Source organism: Thalassobacterium sedimentorum (genome assembly GCF_031127905.1).
GTDB classification, from domain to species: Bacteria; Verrucomicrobiota; Verrucomicrobiia; order Opitutales; family Coraliomargaritaceae; genus Thalassobacterium; species Thalassobacterium sedimentorum.
The window spans coordinates 19,575-35,829 of sequence record NZ_JARXIC010000033.1; the positions used below are offsets into that span (position 1 = coordinate 19,575).

Consider the following 16,255-nt stretch of genomic DNA (forward strand, 5'->3'; position numbering starts at 1 on the left):
AATTTGTTAAACTCATTGCATCGAGTGGATTGCCAGCTAGGGATCTAGCTAGCTCCGCGTCGGAGTGTCGCCAAATTAATTAGACTGATTGAATAAAAGAGAGCATTACATGAAAGTATTTGTCACTGGAGGAGCCGGTTATATCGGCAGTGTTGCCGTCGAGCAGTTGATCTTAGCGGGTCACGAGGTCATGGTATTTGATAATTTGTCGCTCGGTCATCGCGCGGCGGTGCACCCGGAAGCGGAATTGGTCGTGGGGGATCTTGCTGAGGTGGAATCCATTCGTGACGCAATGGGGCGTTTTCGCCCGGAGGCGATCATGCACTTTGCGGCCAAGTCTTTAGTTGGAGAGTCGATGCAGGATCCTTTTTTATATTTAGGAGATAACGTTTCGAATGCGCTCAACTTATTGAAGTGTGTGGTGGAATTTGAGGTGCCACGTTTCATTTTATCGTCGACTGCAAACTTATTTGATGATCCTGAGCGTGTGCCGATTTCAGAAGATGAGCGGATTGTACCTGGCAGTCCTTACGGGGAGTCCAAGTATATCATTGAGCGTTACTTGCATTGGATGTCGCGTGTGTATCCATTCTTCAATTATGCGGCACTTCGCTATTTTAATGCGGCGGGTGCCAGTGAGTTACGAGGCGAAGATCATACGCCTGAGTTGCATTTGATTCCATTGGTTCTGCAAGTTGCGTTGGGTCAACGTGAGAAGATTTATATGTTTGGGGATGATTATGATACTGCTGATGGTACCTGCATCCGAGATTATATTCACGTTATCGATCTTGCGCAGGCGCATATCCTGGCACTGGGTGCGATTGAGAATGGTGACAAGGTGTACAATTTGGGCAATGGACAAGGCTATTCGGTAAAGCAAGTGATTGAGACTGCGCGTGAAGTGACAGGCCATGCCATTCCTGCTGAGGTTCAACCACGTCGTGCGGGAGACCCTGCAACTTTGATTGCTGCCAGCGGCAAGATTGTCTCAGAACTTGGCTGGAAGCCAAAATATCCAGACTTGAAGTCGATTATTGCGAGTGCTTGGGCTTGGCATGTGGCCCATCCGAATGGTTATCAAGACTAAGAATTTATTTATACCCCATTATGGAAACAGAGATTCATCAGAAACTGTATGCAACTGCTATAAAGCACGGCCTCGATATTAGCGGCGGCCAAGTTCGTCGTAGTTCATCTCGCTTTTGCTTCGGCGTTGAGCATGGTGATTATAACGGAATGGAGCTTTTCGGTGTGGGAACCGACCGTTATATTTGGCTCGCCTACAAGCCAAATACCACTGGTCACATACGTATTTTCAGTGAAAATTTTCCAGAAGATGGAGTTGTGGAATTAGCAGTCGATCGGCCTGCAGATGCGGGGAGCTTATTGAATAGTTGGGCCCGTTTCCCGCATGGAGTGGCGCATGTTTTACAGCGTGAGGGCTATGCGTTGAACACTGGTTTTGATGCGGTGCTCTATGGTAATATTCCGGGGGGGGGTATGTCGCGCTCGGCATCCTTGGCTTTGAATTTGATTCTTACCTATTTGGAGGTGAATGGAATTGAGGTGCTCGATGGCATGCGAATCGTCGATTTGGCGCAAATGGTGGAGACTGATTATATTGGTTCACCCTGTGGCAAATTGGATCAGATCATGATTTATTTTGCTAAGGCCGGCATGGGAACTTATTTTAATCCGAATACGCATAGTATTGAGCATGTGCCTTTTGGTGGCAATCCTGATGCTTTTCGTATTGTGAGCTTAGACACTGGCACCAAACGGCCTGGCTTGGAGAAATCGACCTACAAGGTGCGTCGCGAAGAATGTGAAGATATTCGCGCTCAGCTGGCGGCAGAATTTGGCTACCAAACTCTAGCGGATGTCGACTCTGAGGCCACTTATTTGGCTGCGAATCGTCATTTGCAGGCGGTGGCACCTGCCAGTGCTGGAAAGCGGCTTAAATATTTATACGAGGCACAATGTCGCTTTGCAGATACGCTTGCTGCTTGGCGTGCGGGTGACATTGCCCGTGTGGGACGCAATTTCCGTGCTGATGGCATTGGTTTACGTGATGATTATGAGATTAGTGGGCCGGAGTTGGAAAGTATGTGTGACATTGCCCGCACAGTTGAAGGCGTTTACGGTGAACGCATGCTTGGTGGTGGTGATAAAGGAGCCAGTGGAGCCATTATTGATGCGGAGGCATTTGAAGCTCTGAGTACTGCTGTTACGCGAGCCTATCCGCTAGCACATCCTCAATATAGCGATCATTACGCAGTTCATGTTTGCCAGATCACAGATGGTATCGTGACAGAGGCGCTAAGTGTCTAGTGGAACACATTATAAAATATCGCAATAGATAAAGCCTAAGTGGTGACTTTTGCTTCATAAATGCTTGGTATTTATGTAACTGTGTCTATGTTGGTTGTCTCGTGTTGCCGCAGGTGCGGTAACTTCTAACCAGATAAAATAATATTATGTCAAAGATTGAACTCGTTGAAGCGCTCCAGCAGGAGCTTGGTCTAGAAAGTAAGGCAGAGGCTGCACGCACTCTGGATGCTGTCGGTGCCGTCTACTTAAAAGTCCTAAAGAAGGCTGCCAAAGGAATTAAGAAGCCTAAGAAGGGGGAAGCTGCTGTGAAGCCTTCGGTTGTGGCTCCTTTGCCTGGTGTAGGTAATTTTTATTTAGGAGCCTCTGCGCCACGTAAGGGACGCAATCCGTTGGATGGATCTTCGGTCAATGTAAAGGCGAAGAAAAAAATATCCTTCAAGGCAGCCCCATCTATTGCGGCTAAACTTTAAACTGTGCTTAGGCCTGGTTTCGAAGCTTCACGTCGGATGCGTGAAGCTTTTTTATGGTGTGGCTCGAAAGTCCAGCACGTCGGGGTAAATTTGTCCGGATGCATTTATTTTGAATAGGTACACCTTACCAGGTTCGACTTTGGTATAGATGACGTTGCCAAAAACTGCGCTGATGCCATATGCACTCAATTGTTCTGGATCGTTGGCCAGCGACCAGATGGCCTCCCAGAATACGGACCGATCCTTCATTTTTAAAGATTTGCTAATGGCATAGTAGCGCTCGGGGGCACTTTGGGGCTGGGTAATGATTTGCCCTTGTTCAGGAGCCGTGTGCTCGTCGTAGATGCGCCGCCACAGGTACAAGGCCCGCTGCTTGCCTTCACGTACAGAGTGGTTGTTGAACTTAACGATGAGTGCATCGAAGTGAACGACGTTACCCTGTAGTGTAAAGATTTGTTCATCTACAACTTGCTTGGGTTGACCAGCAGCGGTTTGCACAAATTTTAGCACAGTGGAGGTTTGCCCCAGGGCGTCAGTTTCCTGGGAGAGCACAGTTACAAAGCCAATTTGTTCTTCATGGGTCAGATTACTGATGGCTTTATTAAGTGCGTGGTTTTCGGTCAGTAGACTGTGGATGCTGGAACTGGAGAAGTAGAAGGAAAGACCTAACACGGTGGCCACTATCAAGGTCGTGAGTCCAAGAAGTATGCCAACTATTTTACCTTCCCTGTGATTGATCATACAAGAAGACATGTGGATTCTGGGGAAAATGCCAACTCAATCCATGCTTGGTGTACTATTTCTAAACTTATAATTGCTTTGGTGAGTACTTCTTTACCTTTTCAGTTGAGATTCCTACGCGATCAGCGAGAGTTTCCCGTGTGACGACTTCAGCAATATTTGATTATACCCGCGTGCGCGCGGATTTTCCCATTCTCTCCACCGAGATTCGAGGTAAGCCTTTGACTTATCTGGATAACGGGGCCACTTCGCAAAAGCCCGCGGCTGTGATAGAAGCAATTGATCGTTATTATCGAGCGGAGAATTCGAATATTCATCGTGGGGTCCACTACCTTAGTGAGAAGGCGACCGACGCGTACGAGTCTGCACGGGCTAAAGTGGCTCATTTTATCGGTGTGGCTGATGCTGATGAGGTCATTTTTGTGCGTGGTGCGACGGAGGGAATCAACCTCGTCGCTCACGGTTTTATTGAAACACAGCTCTCCGAAGGTGACGAAATCTTAATCACACATATGGAGCACCACGCTAACATCGTGCCTTGGCAGCTGGCTGCTGAAAAGACTGGTGCGGTGCTGAAAGTGGTGCCTGTCAACGAGGCAGGTGAGCTTGATGTGAATGCTTTCAGTGAATTACTATCTGAGCGGACGAAACTAGTCGCTTTAGTTCATGTATCGAATGCTCTAGGGAGTATTAACCCAGCTAAAGCATTGGTTGCAGAAGCGCATAAACACGATATTCCAGTGCTGCTCGATGGCTGTCAGTCAGTGCCGCATATGCCAGTAGATGTGGCTGATTTAGGCTGCGACTTTTTTGTGTTTTCCGGTCACAAAGTATTTGGTCCGACTGGGATTGGAGTGCTGTGGGGAAAGCGTCAATGGCTCGATCAGTTTCCTCCTTACCAGAGTGGGGGGGATATGATTGAGCGAGTGGATTTCGATGGCACCACCTTTAAAGGGATTCCGGGTAAATTTGAAGCAGGTACGCCTCATATTGAGGGTGTCATTGGCCTTGCGGCAGCGATTGATTATGTCAATCAATTAGACCGCCAGGGGGCTTTGGCCCATGAGCATGCTTTGTTGGTCGATGCGACCGAAAAATTGTCTGCAATTGATGGCTTGCGTATCATTGGTACTGCGCAGCAGAAGGCTTCCATTTTGTCGTTCGTGATGAACGAGATTCACCCGCATGATATTGGCACGTTCCTGGATGCTGATGGTGTCGCTGTCAGGGCTGGTCATCATTGTACTCAGCCATTACTGAAGCGCTTTGGCGTGCCAGCGACTGCACGGGCATCTTTTGCATTCTATAATAACTTCGAAGATGTCGATCGTCTCGTTACCGCGGTGACTAAGATGCAGCGGTTTTTTGGGTAGATGTATTTTCTTAGTTGGCTTTAGCCTTTGTGAGAGCTGTTATTGAATGTAACCGACCTAGGAGTTGCTTTTCAGCGAAATTCAAAGCTAACTTTTGACGTATGCCTACATCTGAAGATCTTCGACCTTATGCGGCTCGCCTTGGTGAGACCGAGTTTGCAGCCCGTATGGCTGCGGAGAAGCATATGCGGGATCATCGTGGTGAGGGACAGGGCAAGGGGATTTTTCGCCTAGAGCATAAGTGGGATACTTACGCACTGATCCGGTTTTGTTTGAAAATTAGTGGTTTTTGGCAGCGCGCGGTTCGTAATTATTTCGACATAAAAGTGGTGCGTAATGAGGTGAGATTGGCTAATCTTCCGGCTGAATTCGACGGCTATACAATTTTGCAACTCACCGATTTACATGCAGATTTACATCCAGACTTTCCCGCTCGCGTGAAGGAGGTGATTGCCCCGCTAAACTATGACTGTATGGCTCTGACGGGGGATTATCGGACCTGCATTTTTGGTGATCACTCGGGGGCCACCGCAGCGACCATCGATATCATATCAGAGGTGGAACAACCAATATTTGCGACGTTGGGCAATCATGACTGTCTGGCTAAAGTGCCTGCAATGGAAGCTGCAGGTATTCGATTTTTACTCAATGAACACGCTGTGCTACGTCGTGGAGGTGCTGAGCTCTATTTGATCGGTATCGATGACCCTAATTTCTATCGTACTCATTGCTTTGAGCGCTCCTTACTCGGAGTGCCAGCTCGCGCAGTCAAGGTGCTGCTCTCACATTCGCCACAAACTTACGCGATCGCTGCGGAGATGGGGATCGATTTTCTGATGGCGGGCCACACACATGGAGGGCAGATTTGCTTGCCCGGAGGGTATGTTTTGATCCATGACGGCAGTTCTCCACGTCATATACTCGCGGGAAGATGGAGTGAGGGGAATCTGCAAGGCTATACTAGCCGTGGTACTGGTGCGAGTGGCTTACCTGCACGCTTAAATTGCCCTTCTGAGGTTACGCTGCACACACTGCGTTGCTGCTGAGTTTTACTTGATTATACAATAGAATGCGAATTGTGCTCCGCAAGTTAAAGGCCGCGAGCTAGCCAAGCCTTTTGAACATTTCTTCTGGCACTTGTTGACGAATTCGCGATGGGGAATATTCATTAAATTGTACCCATTCGAAAAAAGTTTGGTCCTAATAGATATGTCTTTTGTAACGTAACCTCGGTTCTCGGAACCGGGCGATGGCGATCGCCCCCAAAACAAAGTTTCGAGGCTTCGCAAAGGCCAAGCTTATAGATCATATATTTTTAGAAGTGGTTTATATGACTCGCACAGTTTCAGTATGCACAATTCAGATATCCCCACTTTATTGATCGTTTTTCAAGTAATCTTTTTTTGTGGCTTTATGCTGTTTGGTATCGGAGCTTTCGCGTTTTGGATATGGATGTTAGTGGATTGCTTGAAGTATGAAAGTTCGGATGGAAATGATAAGCTAGTCTGGGTTTTAGTGATCGTGTTCACAAACTGGATCGGAGCCTTAATTTATTTTCTGGTACGTCGTGGTGAGCGTCGGCGTTTGGCCGATTCCAGGCCGAGGAGACGTTAAAATGAAGGTTCATTCTGATACAGGACGATCTGGAGGAATCATTAGATTGCGACACAAATTTATCACAGCCCGAAAGGCTACAGTAACGTGATACGTAGCCCCTGGGGCTTGAGCATTATAGGTCGTTCTTAGGCGATGCCTTTTTCGGTGGCCAACCAGCGCTCGATGCGGCGCACGGCGTCGGGACGGCGTGGGTCGTCGGGCTTCATGCGGTTGAGCAAATTAAGTGCGGTTTCGGCGTAGTCGATGGCCGTGGCGCTCTTTAGTTTGTCGAGTTCGGAGTGCTTGATTTCGCCTTCGCGAATCATTTTCCGGGCGTCAGCTTCGATCTCCATGCTAGCGCCGCCTGTGCCGCGTTCTTCGCCTTTACCTTTGGCACCGCCGCCCCCGCCGCCGCCTGAGCCTTCGCTGGGAGAGCCGTCGTTCTCGACTTTTTGACTGCCGCCGCGTGGTTCACGCTCGATACCGGTCGGGTATTGTTTGCCATCTTTGCCAGTGACCTGGCTTTGGCTCTCGATGCGGTTTTCCTTTTCCATCTCCATCCGGCAGCGCCGGACGAGATCGGGGGAAACTTTGCACATGGAGGCGATCAGCGCGTTGGACATTTCCGGCCACTCTTCGAGTGCAATCTCCGCTGCGTTACGCTTGTCGGCGTTGGAACGGTAGATGCCGTTGGTGACATTGGCACCGAGTGCGTGACGCAGGGCATCTGTGCGTGAGCCTTCATGTACTTCGGCAGGAATCTCGTCGTATTCATTGCGTTGCGCAGCAAGGAAGCGGTGAAAGCCGTCGGCCAGCCAATACTTGGTGCCGTCGTAGTAAGTGATTATTGGAGGAAACTGAGCAGCTTCTAGCATGGCTTCAGCGTAGCTGGAAATGGCTTCGTCGTTGGTGGCGACGCGTGCTTGGGTGCCGCCGTAAATGTCAATTTTGTCGAGTCGTAAATCTTTGGTTTGCATAGTGAGCGCGCCTTTTTGATCAAGGGATTCGTGGATGACAACTGGAGATTTTAAAATGTAGGCAAATAGGCCGCAGGACTGCGTTTTTTCGTAAATGTCATTGACCTTATTTGCGCGCGGCTTTGCCTTTAATCGCTGATATCAGGTATGCTTTTGTGCCTGATAAGACCCTGAACTGAATTCTACCCACTACCATGACAACTGATAATTCCTCGATGGAATCGGTCTCGCATGAGCACCGCAAGTTTCCCCCTGCCTCTGAATTTGCTGCGTCTGCCCACATTAGTGGTGAAGCTGCCTATAAAGCGCTCTACGAAAAGAGCATTCAAGACCCGGAAGCTTTCTGGGCCGAAGCGGCTGAAGAGCTACATTGGTTTAAAAAGTGGGACAGCGTGTTGGACACATCCGAAGCGCCGTTTTTTAAATGGTTTGATGGCAGTCGCACTAATCTTTCTTACAACTGCCTAGACCGTCACATTGAAGCGGGGCGTGGTGACAAGATCGCGATCCACTGGGAGGGCGAACCGGGCGATGCGCGTGACATTAGTTACAAGCAGATGCACCTCGAAGTCTGCCGTTTCGCCAATGCGATGAAGGCGCGTGGTGTGAAAAAGAGCGATCGTATCGCAATTTATTTGCCGATGATTCCGGAGTTGGCCATTGCGGTGCTGGCTTGTGCGCGTATCGGTGCGGTGCACTCGGTGATTTTTGCGGGCTTCTCTGCGGACTCGATTCGTGACCGTGTGCTCGATAGTGAGACCTGCATGGTGATCACTGCCGATGGGGGCTACCGCCGTGGCAAGATGTTGGAATTAAAGCAGATCGTGGATGAAGGCATTGCGGGCTGTGAGTGCGTGAAAGATGTGGTCGTAGTGAAGCGTGGTGATGCACACCCGGTCGACTGCAACATGCAGGAAGGTCGCGACAGCTGGTATCATGATTTAGTGGCCGATGTGGAGGACGAATGCCCGGCTGAGGAGATGGAGGCGGAGGATCTCCTCTTCTTGCTCTACACCAGTGGTACCACTGGTAAGCCTAAGGGCATCATGCACACCACTGCGGGCTACCAAGTGTATAGTTATTTGACTTCGAAGTATGTCTTCGACCTCAAACAGGATGATGTGTATTGGTGCACCGCTGATGTGGGCTGGATCACCGGGCACACTTATATCGTGTATGGCATCATGCAAAATGGCGTCACTCAGGTGATGTATGAGGGCGCGCCCAACCATCCGGATGAAGGGCGCTTCTGGGACATTATTGAGAAGTATAAAGTATCGATTTTCTACACGGCACCGACTGCGATTCGTGCCTTTATGAAGTGGGGCGACGACTGGGTAACTCGTAAAGATCTGTCGTCTTTGCGCCTGCTTGGCACTGTGGGAGAGCCGATCAACCCTGAGGCGTGGATGTGGTATCATAAGATGATCGGGGCGGAACGTTGCCCGATTGTGGATACCTGGTGGCAAACCGAAACCGGCGGCCACATGTTGACGCCGATGCCGGGCGCGACCGCGACCAAGCCAGGCTGCGCGACTCTGCCGTTTTTCGGGATCGAGCCTGCAATTTTGACCGACGATGGTGAGACGGTGGAAGCGGGCATTCTCGCAATTAAGAAACCGTGGCCGGGCATGTTGCGCGGTATCTACGGAGATCCGCAGCGCTTTAAAGGCACCTACTGGTGCAAGTGGGACGGCAAATATTATTTCCCCGGCGATGGTGCCCGCCGTGATGAGGATGGCTACATCTGGATTCTTGGCCGCGTGGACGACGTTGTGAATGTATCCGGTCACCGTATCGGCACTGCCGAGTTGGAGAGCGTATTTGTCGAGCACAAGGATGTGGCTGAATCTGCGGTGGTCGGTGTGCCACACGAGATCAAGGGACAGGGGCTGGTCGCCTTTGTGACCGTGATCGATGGGCGTGAGCAAGATGACCACTTGCGCAAGGAGCTGGTCACGATGATCGATAAGAGCATCGGGAAATTTGCCCGCCCTGAGCGTATCTTGTTTTCCTCGGATCTGCCCAAGACGCGCTCTGGTAAGATTATGCGCCGCATCTTGCGTGACATCGCCGAAGGCAAAGAGCTCGGTAATGTGACGACACTGGCCGATCCAACAGTGGTCCAGGATTTACAGCAGCAATATTTGAAAGGCTGAGGTAGGGCTCTTTCGCCGAGAGAGCCGTTGGCGGGTTAGAGGCTGTGTGCGTCTGCGATGTTCGTCTTCGTTTGTGGCTGGATCGGCGAACGGACCTGTTGAGGTAGGGCTCTCTCGCCGAGAGAGCCATTGGCGGGTTAGAGGCTGTGTGCGTCTGCGATGCTCGTCTTCGTTTGCGGCTGGATCTGCGAACGGACCTGTTGAGGTAGGGCTCTCTCGCCGAGAGAGCCGTTGGCGGGTTAGGCTGTGTGCGTCTGCGATGCTCGTTTTCGTTTGCGGCTGGATCGGCGAACGGAGCTGTTGAGGTAGGGCTCTCTCGCCGAGAGAGCCGTTGGTGGATGAGGCTGTGTGCGTCTGCGATGCTCGTCTTCGTTCGCGGCTGAATCGGCGAACGGACCTGTTGAGGTAGGGCTCTCTCGCCGAGAGAGCCGTTGGCGGGTGAGGCTGTGTGCGTCTGTGATGCTCGTCTTCGTTTGCGGCTGTATCGTCAAACGGACGCCTCGGCGAGGCGTCCCTACCTGGCGTGCCTACTCATCGGACTCTTTTAATTGCATTTTGGGCAGGCTTTTGTTGTCATTTTTTGTATGTTACCAGAGCGTAAGCAATTGCCACATGGTGTGCCTTCTTGGGTGGCGGAGGGGGCGATCTATTTTGTGACAGTTAATTGTGCGAAGCGTGAGACGAATCAACTTTGTCGGGAAGATGTGGCTGTTGAGTTAAAAGGCAGTATTCAGTTTCGACATCAGAAACGAGAGTGGTGGGTTCGACTATGTGTGTTGATGCCGGATCATCTTCATTTACTGATTTCCTTTTCTCGTGAGGTGTCGATGAGTGCTTCGATGGCTAATTGGAAGCGTTTTACGGCGCGTAAGTTGGGAGTTGGTTGGCAGCGTGATTTTTTTGATCATCGTATTCGTGATCTTCATTCACTTGAAGAAAAGGAGCATTATATTCGTCTGAATCCAGTCCGAAAGGGGCTGTGTAAGCAGCCATGTGATTGGCCTTACTGTTGGGATTCGGACGATTTCGCGTAGAGCGGTCTGTTCAGGTAGGGCTCTCTCGCCGAGAGAGCCGTTAGTCGAGGGCGTTTTGTGTGTCTGTAATTTTCGTCTTCGTCTGCGGCCGGATCGACGAACGGACGCCTCGGCGAGGCGTCCCTACCTGTTGATTACTAATGATCGCACGGTTTTTCCGTCGACCCAAGAGCCGCTGATCAAGGTGGCTCTGGGGTAGGGGGGCACGCCGCTTTCGCCGCTGTGAATCATACTGATGACCATGTCGATGGCGGCCTCGCCGCAGACGTCGTTGTGCTGATTCATTCCGGCCCATTCGGGCGCGGCTGCGCGGTGCTCGAGTTGCAGGAGTCCTATATCTTGCGGCACCTTCAGTCCCAGCGCTTCCACCCAGTCGTGCACCTTGTTGTAGAGCGTGAAAATGACATCGGGTTTTTCATGTTCGAGCCATTGTTGAAACAGTTGTGGCTGGGCTTCGGCCTCGGCTACTTGATAGAAGGGCGTGAGTCGTTGTTGGCTCGGTAGTGAGGATTGCCCAATCTGATAGCCTGCGGTGAAGCGCCCTTCGACTAGCTGATCGATGGTTCGATCAAGCACCAGGCCTGGACGACGATAGCCGCGTGCTAGCACATTTTCAAAGGCGCGCAGGGTGATGATGTGATGATCGGTGCAGGCGAAGGACAGTGCAGGTTTGCGCGTGCGCACCCCTGTGACCACGCAAGGATACTGCTCCCAGGTTTCGGCGAAAGCCTCTGGTAGACGGTTACTGCGCATCAGCCCCACCACCACTACACCGCGAATAGCGCGAGCTCTGAGGATTTGATTTAGTCGCCGTCCGTCTAGGTCGGGGTCGTGTAGCCAAAAGTGGTCTAAGCTGTAGCCCATCTGACGCGCGCGTCGTTGACAGCCCTGCACGTAGGTAGGAATGGTTGGGTGGCGGGTAAATGCCTGCGGATCTTGGTTGGCGTTTAGCAGGGCGAGCGATGCCTTGGGCCCCGTGCTGTTTCCCGATCGCAATTCGGCCATTAGGTGCGCTACGGTGGGGTTGCGCTGGTAGCCGAGTTCGTCGGCGATCTGCTTGATGCGCTGGCGTGTGGCCTCCGGGATTTGAGGATCATTGCGCAATGCCAGCGATACGGTGTTTTTGGAAACTCCGGCTTTTTCGCCGATGGTGGACATGGTCACGCGCTTCATCACACTAGCTATGTGTCTGCTTACATTACTGTCAAGTATTGGGCGGCTTCCTTCTGTGCGGCGAGCCTGTAGTTTTACAGCATGTCTTATACCCTCGGAATCGATTATGGCACCAATTCGGTGCGTGCACTTATTGTCAATTGCCAGACTGGCGAGGAACTTGCCGCTGGGGTAGTGAATTATCCCAGTGGGCAGCAGGGCATTTTATTGGATGCCAAGGACGCGCATGTCGCGCGGCAAAGTCCGGCTGATTATTTGTATGGGCTAGAAGAGTCGGTGCGCATCGCCTTGGCTCAGGCGAATCAGCGCGACGATTTCGACGCCAAAGATGTGATTGGCATTGGCGTGGATAGCACGGGCTCCAGTCCCATACCTGTGGATGCCAGCAATACACCGCTGGCATTGGACGCGGCGTGGAAGGATCACCTCGCTGCGCAGTGCTGGTTATGGAAGGACCATACCAGTCATGCCGAGGCGAAGCGTATTACCGAACTGGCGGCGGCGCATCGTCCGCAATACATCGCGAAGTGCGGAAATATTTATTCCTCCGAGTGGTGGTGGAGTAAGATCTGGCATTGCTTAAACGTGGCTCCCGAGGTCTTCGAGGCCGCTTACAGTTGGGTGGAACTCTGCGATTATGTGCCCTCTGTGCTGGCCGGTGTTAAAGACCCGAAGCAAGTGGTGCGTGGGATCTGCGCGGCGGGGCATAAGGCACTCTACGCGGAAGACTGGGGCGGTTTGCCAGACAAAGAATTTTTGAGTTTGCTCGACCCCAAGCTCGCCGATTTGCGTGACCGTCTTTACACGCAGGCAGTTGATATTTCCCACTCAGCTGGCAAGCTCTGTGCCGAGTGGGCAGAGGCCTTAGGCTTGCCAGCAGGCATCGAGATCGCAGTCGGTGAGTTCGATGTGCACTTTGGCGCGATCGGCTGTGGCGTGACTGAGGGCACCTTAGTCAAAGTGATTGGCACGTCCACCTGTGATTGTGGCGTCGTGTCGGCAGAAAATACCGTAGCCGACATTCCCGGGATTTGTGGCATCGTGAAAGGTGCGATTTTGCCGGGATTCTACGGCATCGAAGCCGGTCAAAGCGCTTGTGGCGATCTCTTTAAATGGTGGGTGGAAACCGCCTGTCAAAACGACGAGTCCATGCACCGCGACTTGACCGAAGCCGTGGCTAGCCAGCGTCCCGGGCAGAGTGGCCTCTTAGCTTTGGATTGGAATAATGGAAACCGCACCGTACTGGTGGACCAACGATTGACCGGACTCATTCTGGGCCAAACCTTGCACACCACACAGGCTGAGATTTACCGCGCCTTGATTGAAGCCACCGCCTTCGGGGCGCGCATGATCATTGAACGCATCGAGGCCTATGGCGTGCCGATCGAGCGCGTTGTTTGTGCCGGGGGCATCGCCGAGAAGAATGCGCTGCTGATGCAGATCTATGCAGACGTGACCGGGCGTGAAATGCGCGTGTCCGGCTCCTCACAAGCCTGTGCCTTGGGCTCCGCTGTCGGAGCCGCCGTGCTGGCAGGCGCACACCCTGACTTTAGCAGCGCGCAGGCCGCGATGACCTCACTTAAGGACATCGTCTATCGCCCTGATCCAGCGGCGCATGCCACCTACAATCAACTCTTTAAATTGTATCAGGAAATTCATGACGCCTTCGGTGGCGTCAACAGCAATGCCGACCTGGGGCAGGTGATGAAGCAACTGCTCAATATTAAGGAAAGCATTTAATCAGACCACTGAGTTGTGGCCTAGCCACTGCGGTCTTCACAAGTGAAGCCCCTACAACTTCCTCTAAAATTCAACTTTAAAAAAAAATATGACACAACAAATCTGGTTCATTACTGGTAGCCAACATCTCTATGGCCCCGAAACTTTAAAACAAGTCGCTGCGAATGCAGAGACGATTGCACGTGCGCTGAATGCGGATGTGAGCATCCCGGTTGAAATTGTATTCAAGCCGATCGTGACCACGCCGGACGAGATTCGTGCCGCGTGCACGGCTGCGAGTGGGGATACGAATTGCATCGGACTCATTACCTGGATGCACACTTTCTCGCCGGCGAAGATGTGGATCAATGGCTTGTCTAATTTAACTAAACCGATCTGCCATCTACACACACAGTTCAATCGCGACATCCCTTGGGACACGATCGATATGGACTTTATGAACTTGAATCAGTCCGCGCATGGTGGTCGCGAGTATGGGCATATTTTGACTCGTATGCGTATCCAACGTAAAGTCGTGGTCGGGCACTGGGAGGATCCCGCAGTTCGCACACAGTTGGCCGACTGGAGTGCCGTCGCTTTGGGCTGGCACGAAATGCAACATCTCAAGGTGGTGCGCTTTGGCGATAACATGCGTTTCGTATCGGTCACCGACGGTGATAAGGTGGAAGCCGAACGCGTCTTTGGCATGTCCGTCAATACCCATGGCGTGGGAGATCTGGTCGCTGTGATCAACGAGGCCAGCGATGCACAAATCGATGCTTTGTGTGAAGTGTATGCCGAAGAATATGAGCTCGCGCCCGAGCTCGCAAAGGGCGCCGTACGTCACGATTCCCTGCGCGAGGCCGCGCGCATCGAGATCGGCCTACGTCGCTTTTTAGAGGAGGGCGGTTATGGCGCCTATACGAACACTTTCGAAGACCTGCATGGCATGGAGCAACTGCCCGGCCTGCCAACACAGCGCTTGATGGCCGAAGGCTACGGCTTCGGTGCCGAGGGGGACTGGAAGCATGCGGCGCTGGTGCGTGTGCTCAAGGTCATGAGCCAAGGCAAGAGCGGGGGCACTTCCTTTATGGAGGACTACACCTATCATTTCGATCCCGCTGGTGCGCGTTGCCTCGGTTCGCATATGTTAGAGATTTGCCCCAGTATTGCGGCGTCCAAGCCGCGTTGTGAAATTCACGAGCTGGGCATCGGTGGCAAGGCTGACCCTGTGCGCCTAGTGTTTAACGGCGCCGAAGGACAGGCCATCAACGCATCCCTGGTGGATCTCGGTAATCGCTTCCGTTTTCTCGTCAACGAAGTCGAGAGCGTGGCTATCGAGCAAGATATGCCCAAGCTGCCCGTCGCGCGTGTGCTTTGGGATGCCAAGCCCGACTTGCAGACCGCAGCCGAAGCATGGATTCAAGCGGGTGGGGCGCACCATACCGCGTTTAGCTTCGATGTCAGTGCCGATCAAATTGAGATGCTCTCCGAGATGGCGGGCGTGGAATGTGTGTTCATCGATGAAAAAACCGAGATGCGCGCCTTCAAACAAGAGCTGCGCCTCGGCGAGATGTATCACGGAATCCGCGGACTTTAAAACGCGCAACTGAAGATAAGTTATGAATTATAAGGACATCCGTGAAGAATGCTGTGAGGCCAATATCGCCTTGCCGCGCACCGGTTTGGTCGACCTCACCTTTGGTAATGTAAGCGTGCTCGATGCCGCAGCCGGGGTATTTGCGATCAAGCCTAGCGGGGTGGATTATGCCGCGCTCAAGCCAGAAGACATGGTGATCGTCGATCTCGAAGGTCAGACCGTCGCAGGCGAGCTACGCTTTTCCTCCGACACACCGACCCATCGCTGTTTGTTTCTCGCATTTGCCGAGCATGGCGTGCGTAGCATCGTGCACACGCACTCGCGCAAGGCAGTGGCCTTTGCGCAGGCGGCGATAGAGATTCCATGCCTCGGCACGACGCATTGCGACTACTTCAACGGTCCCGTGCCTGTGACTCGTGACATGACCGCAGCCGAGGTGCAGGGAGCATACGAGTGGGAAACCGGAAATGTGATTGTTGAGCGTTTTGCAGAGCTCAACCCCATGGAGATTGCAGCCGTGTTGGTGCGCAATCATGGTCCTTTCGCGTGGGGCGTGAGTGGCGCCAAAGCCGTCGAGACCGCGCAAGCCTTAGAGATTGTGGCCGACATGGCCTTGCATAGTTTAAGTCTCAATCCAACTGTCTGTCCCGCGCCGAACTATTTGCGTGAGAAGCATTTCTTCCGCAAGCACGGAGCTGGAGCGTATTACGGCCAGAAGTAGGCGGACGAGGTCGATCGTTGAGGTCGATCAATGAGGTAGGGCTCTCTCGCCGAGAGAGCCGTCGGTTCGAGGGCGTAGTGAGCGTCTGTAATGTTCACCGTCGTTTGCAGCCAGGTCGCCGAACGGACGCCTCGGCGAGGCGTCCCTACCCGTTGAGAGAATCGTTGGTGGGCATTCAGGTAGGGCTCTTTCGCCGAAAGAGCCGTGGGTTCGAGGGCGTAGTGAGCGTCTGTAATGTTCACCGTCGTTTACGGACAGGTCGCCGAACGGACGCCTCGGCGAGGCGTCCCTACCGGTCGAGAGAATCGTTGATGGGCATTCAGGTAGGGCTCTTTCGCCGAAAGAGCCGTCGGTTCGA

The 16,255-nt window shown here is 52.5% G+C and carries 14 protein-coding genes; 11 read left to right on the forward strand and 3 right to left on the reverse strand.

What is annotated here, in order from left to right; genetic code table 11:
- The first annotated feature begins 109 nt into the window (after positions 1–109).
- From galE to QEH59_RS15305, 3 genes are all read left to right on the forward strand, one after another.
- Positions 110–1,090, forward strand: coding sequence for a UDP-glucose 4-epimerase GalE (gene galE / locus QEH59_RS15295; RefSeq protein WP_308986252.1), 981 nt, complete (start codon positions 110–112; stop codon positions 1,088–1,090).
- A gap of 20 nt (positions 1,091–1,110) precedes the next feature.
- Positions 1,111–2,334 (forward strand): galactokinase, encoded by a 1,224-nt coding sequence (locus tag QEH59_RS15300; RefSeq protein WP_308986253.1) that lies wholly within the window; start codon positions 1,111–1,113, stop codon positions 2,332–2,334.
- Positions 2,335–2,480: 146 nt separating this feature from the next.
- Positions 2,481–2,804 (forward strand): HU family DNA-binding protein, encoded by a 324-nt coding sequence (locus tag QEH59_RS15305; protein WP_308986254.1) that lies wholly within the window; start codon positions 2,481–2,483, stop codon positions 2,802–2,804.
- A gap of 51 nt (positions 2,805–2,855) precedes the next feature.
- Here the strand turns inward: QEH59_RS15305 and QEH59_RS15310 are convergent, their stop codons facing one another.
- Positions 2,856–3,545 (reverse strand): hypothetical protein, encoded by a 690-nt coding sequence (locus tag QEH59_RS15310; protein WP_308986255.1) that lies wholly within the window; start codon positions 3,543–3,545, stop codon positions 2,856–2,858.
- A gap of 140 nt (positions 3,546–3,685) precedes the next feature.
- On the opposite strand from QEH59_RS15310, the gene QEH59_RS15315 reads away from it, so the two are divergent.
- From QEH59_RS15315 to QEH59_RS18890, 3 genes are all read left to right on the forward strand, one after another.
- Positions 3,686–4,918, forward strand: coding sequence for an aminotransferase class V-fold PLP-dependent enzyme (locus QEH59_RS15315; RefSeq protein ID WP_308986256.1), 1,233 nt, complete (start codon positions 3,686–3,688; stop codon positions 4,916–4,918).
- Between the two features lie 101 nt (positions 4,919–5,019).
- Positions 5,020–5,964: a metallophosphoesterase gene (locus QEH59_RS15320; protein ID WP_308986257.1), complete on the forward strand. Its 945-nt coding sequence runs from the start codon at positions 5,020–5,022 to the stop codon at positions 5,962–5,964.
- Between the two features lie 367 nt (positions 5,965–6,331).
- Positions 6,332–6,532 carry a PLD nuclease N-terminal domain-containing protein gene (locus QEH59_RS18890; RefSeq protein WP_345785353.1) on the forward strand — a complete coding sequence of 67 codons (201 nt, stop codon included), beginning with the start codon at positions 6,332–6,334 and terminating at the stop codon, positions 6,530–6,532.
- A gap of 128 nt (positions 6,533–6,660) precedes the next feature.
- Here the strand turns inward: QEH59_RS18890 and QEH59_RS15325 are convergent, their stop codons facing one another.
- Positions 6,661–7,491, reverse strand: a complete 831-nt coding sequence (locus QEH59_RS15325) for a ParB/RepB/Spo0J family partition protein (protein ID WP_308986258.1) — start codon at positions 7,489–7,491, stop codon at positions 6,661–6,663.
- 194 nt (positions 7,492–7,685) lie between these two features.
- Here QEH59_RS15325 and acs point away from each other — a divergent pair, with 194 nt between their 5' ends.
- Positions 7,686–9,650 carry an acetate--CoA ligase gene (gene acs, locus QEH59_RS15330; protein ID WP_308986259.1) on the forward strand — a complete coding sequence of 655 codons (1,965 nt, stop codon included), beginning with the start codon at positions 7,686–7,688 and terminating at the stop codon, positions 9,648–9,650.
- A gap of 584 nt (positions 9,651–10,234) precedes the next feature.
- Entirely contained in the window at positions 10,235–10,684 is a 450-nt protein-coding gene (locus QEH59_RS15335) for an REP-associated tyrosine transposase (protein ID WP_308986260.1), read from the forward strand.
- A gap of 123 nt (positions 10,685–10,807) precedes the next feature.
- Here QEH59_RS15335 and QEH59_RS15340 read toward each other — a convergent pair whose 3' ends face one another.
- Complete coding sequence (locus tag QEH59_RS15340; protein WP_308986261.1) at positions 10,808–11,842, reverse strand: LacI family DNA-binding transcriptional regulator; 1,035 nt, start codon at positions 11,840–11,842, stop codon at positions 10,808–10,810.
- Positions 11,843–11,938: 96 nt separating this feature from the next.
- Here QEH59_RS15340 and QEH59_RS15345 point away from each other — a divergent pair, with 96 nt between their 5' ends.
- The 3 genes from QEH59_RS15345 (at position 11,939) to araD (ending at position 15,897) form a co-directional block, all read left to right on the forward strand.
- Positions 11,939–13,597 carry a ribulokinase gene (locus QEH59_RS15345; RefSeq protein WP_308986262.1) on the forward strand — a complete coding sequence of 553 codons (1,659 nt, stop codon included), beginning with the start codon at positions 11,939–11,941 and terminating at the stop codon, positions 13,595–13,597.
- An 88-nt stretch (positions 13,598–13,685) separates the two neighbouring features.
- Positions 13,686–15,176: an L-arabinose isomerase gene (araA, locus tag QEH59_RS15350; protein ID WP_308986263.1), complete on the forward strand. Its 1,491-nt coding sequence runs from the start codon at positions 13,686–13,688 to the stop codon at positions 15,174–15,176.
- Between the two features lie 22 nt (positions 15,177–15,198).
- Positions 15,199–15,897, forward strand: coding sequence for an L-ribulose-5-phosphate 4-epimerase AraD (araD, locus tag QEH59_RS15355; protein ID WP_308986264.1), 699 nt, complete (start codon positions 15,199–15,201; stop codon positions 15,895–15,897).
- The last annotated feature ends 358 nt before the right edge of the window (positions 15,898–16,255 follow it).